The 3,288-nt window shown below is 53.0% G+C and carries 3 protein-coding genes; all 3 read left to right on the top strand.

What is annotated here, in order from left to right; genetic code table 11:
• On the top strand, window positions 1-276 hold a 276-nt coding region (locus IEX75_RS24000), incomplete at its 5' end, for a hypothetical protein (protein ID WP_229721070.1).
• Window positions 277-933: 657 nt separating this feature from the next.
• Window positions 934-1,770 (top strand): hypothetical protein, encoded by an 837-nt coding sequence (locus IEX75_RS23995; RefSeq protein ID WP_188798584.1) that lies wholly within the window; start codon window positions 934-936, stop codon window positions 1,768-1,770.
• Window positions 1,771-1,800: 30 nt separating this feature from the next.
• A partial coding sequence (locus IEX75_RS23990) for a hypothetical protein (protein ID WP_188798582.1) occupies window positions 1,801-3,288 on the top strand: 1,488 nt, incomplete at its 3' end.

Here is a 3,288-nt window from a genome sequence, read left to right as displayed (position 1 = left end):
GGTGGTGGGACCGACGTGCTGTATGCGGGTGATGGCGGAACGTCGACTGCACCGACGACTGTACTGGGCGGCGCTGGAAGTACAACCATTTACGGTGGTCTCGGCGACGCTGTCATCGAGGGCGGCAGCGGTACCGATGTGCTATACGCCGATGACGGCGGTAGCGACAACACTCATCGCGGGGAGTGGGCCGGAAACGCTCTATGGCGGCGCGGGCGTGTAAACCACGGTCGCATGGGAGTGATGCGCTCCGCAAAAACCTGCCGGTTGACGTGACAGCTTTTGTGGGAGTAAATACCAGCAGTTCTTGAGCAATCCAAGAACGTACAGGGAAGCAATCATGAGGGATGTGAGCAACATGATTTGTGAAGCATGGCCTGCGTATCGCAGAGGTTATGCGTTGCATGAACTGATGCCTAAAATCGCCGCGCTGGCTAACGTCAGTATCCAGAGTCCTGGCTCTTTGCATAAGGGCACTCCTATAAATCAGCCCACCCGTTTCCGAGTCCGCCGGAGTGACGGCATCTGCGTAGGCTGGGACGCAATCTCGGTATCAGGAGCCTCAAAAAAGCGGGGATTTCATCCCAGCCTACGACGTTCGGTCGATGGTGTTGTATACATCGGGGCATCCAGGCCGAGTCATGGGGCGATTTATAGAGGTGCCCATAAATCAAAGTGCTTACAAGACCATCTTCAGCATTTACGGATCCTTGTGGATACGCAGGGGCTATTCGGCTCCTATTTCTCGATAAATCTGAAGAGTGCCGGGCTGTGCCGCGAGATGAAGCACCAGGTGCAGATACTGGCCGGGGAAGTTCTGGTGAACGATCAGGATTTTTATTGCCGCAGTCGCGGTATGTTGTGCAGCGTGATGGGACCAGCCTCTAGGTAGAGGTCACGATACCGCAACTTCAATTGCAGGGGCGATTGAACATGAAGGGATTATTTGCAAGGAATGTAAGTCAAGGCACTTCCCTGATCAGTTTATTGGCATGCTTCATGGGATTCAGCTTAGGGCTGACTCTTGCGGCATGCCAGTCGTCGGATCGATCTTCGCAAATTCACACTGAGCCATCGCCTGGCGGACAGGTGGCTGCGGCGAATGTGCCCTGTGAACCGGGCTGGGCAGATCGTCGTGGCGTGCCGATCAAGATTACCGATAGCCTGATTGTGTCGGTTCCCATGAAATATATTCAGTATGAGATGTTGACTTGCGGGGCAAGAACGAATGGCATCCCTAGAGCGGCGCCGCTTGGTAGCACCTCGATAGGCTTTGATTTTTTTCTACCTGACTTCGGTGGATTTACGTCGCAGACACTGCGCGAACTATATCCCATTAACGAGGTGCATGTTTTCTATGTGGCGTCGGCAGCATCTCAAGGATTTCATCCAAGTAACGCAGCTGGAATAGAGACAAATCAGTTCAAAGGATCATTGCCAATTTTAGCAAATACCAATAAATACGAAGATTTATATGGACTGAGATGTTACCCGGACAAATCGGGAACTAGGATGCTTTGCTATAACGCGCAAGCTGGGAACAATCACAGCGCCATTCTCTTGAGCGTGGATATACCGGGTCGCGTGTCGGGTATCGTCAATCCATCGATGCGCGCTACGTATTTCGCGAGTCGTTATGGGGGGATTCAAATCGACTGGATCACCAGTGTGAGAAACCTTCCCCGCTGGCGCGAAATCGATGAGCAAATCTGGAGCTTTCTTGCTGCATGGAATATGGCAAATCCTGCGAAGAGCGCTACCTCACGCTAGCTCATTAACTACCATTTGGGCGGAGTCCTCATGTCGTCAAATAACGAGCTCGTTACATTCACGGCAACTCAAATTGCGTGGATCGAGAATTATGGCCAGACTGCGTTGCAAGAAATGGCACAATCAGCTTCTGCGCCTAACGTCTGGGCAAGGATGTACACCCAAATTCTCTCGTGGATGAATGCTGAAGGTATCGGCGGCCCGCAGGCCTATTGGTTTCAGGAGGCAGGGGCAATTAATGCCAATAATCTTTCAGATCCGGCCGGTTACTTCGTGCGCGACATTACGGCACTTGGGTTTAATGTCTCCCTGAATGATCCTAAGCTGCAAGAAATTTCAGATCAGATTGGTGAGAATATTTACAATGCCATTGTCAATGGAGAAAATAAAGGATCTCCTTCACTTACGCTAAATGACCAATTGCAGGCTGACATAGGTGCTGCCATTCGCAGTTTTGGTTTGCCCATTGGGAGCTGGGGTGGTTCCTTTTTCTACTGGAACTATCAGTACGATCCAAATGGTAGCCAAACAGTTGCAGAGGCCATCGAATCCGATCCGACGCAGCGGCAGATATTCGTCGCCAATAATGCCCAAGCGATAACCAATACCCTTGTACATTTCGAAAATGATCCCGGAGTGTTGTTTGGCAGCCAGGCTTCAAAGGACGCTTTCGAAACAGGATTCGAGAATTTTGCGCTGGGTGGACCTCAAGCCTGGAGCATTGGCTACGACCTGGTGCAGCAGCTGGCGACAGATGCCGGAGCAGCCGCGGCCCAGCAATTTATGCAATGGATCGACCAACCGGGGCTGGCGAACATCATTGTCGCAGCCGGGAGCGAGAGCCTGGCGGCTGGAAGCGGTTCCGATGTTCTCTTTGGCGGGCAGGGACTCAATGGTGTCGCTAACGACACGTTTGTAGGGGGAAGCGGAAACGATGCGTTTGTATTCGCACAGCCGACGAGCGGATCTGCAACGGAGACCATAAACGATGCCTCCGGAAATGGGCAGGTCGACGTACTAAGCAGCGCAGGCGTCATTTCCCAATTGGGAGGTACAGCTGCCCAGGTGCTGGCAACGGTGGCTGGTAAGGTGGATACATGGGTCGACAGTCAAGGTACTGACTACGTGTTCGATCCCACAACCGACGTCCTTGCCATCACTGGCGGCTTACTTGGTAGCGGCAATGAAATCGATGTCAACAATTTTGACTTAAGCGCCGCAACCGAGACGGTTGCCCAAGGTGGAAGTACGAATGGCTTTCTGGGATTTCACCTGGCTGATGAAGTTGCACTAACGGCCAACGCTACGGATGGCGTCGATCCACCCGCGCCGGATTTCACGGCTGGCTCAACGCAATCCTATACCGTATCAGTAGATGCATCGAGTACGTCGGCGCAAACCATCACGGTCACCATGTCCGGTGCTCCGGCGTCCGACTTCGGGCTCGTGTCCGGGTTGAGTATCGTGCCGATCAACAGCAACGGAACCTTCACCGTCACGATTGCGGCCGGACAAACC

It is taken from the genome of Dyella nitratireducens, assembly GCF_014642835.1.
Lineage (GTDB): Bacteria > Pseudomonadota > Gammaproteobacteria > Xanthomonadales > Rhodanobacteraceae > Dyella_B > Dyella_B nitratireducens.
Note: the sequence above shows the minus strand (reverse complement) of the source record. Positions and strands in the feature narration are given on the sequence as shown.

Excerpts from the sequence above, each read along its gene's own strand:
- IEX75_RS23995 (WP_188798584.1), top strand. The coding sequence starts at position 934 with ATGAAGGGATTATTTGCAAGGAATGTAAGTCAAGGCACTTCCCTGATC.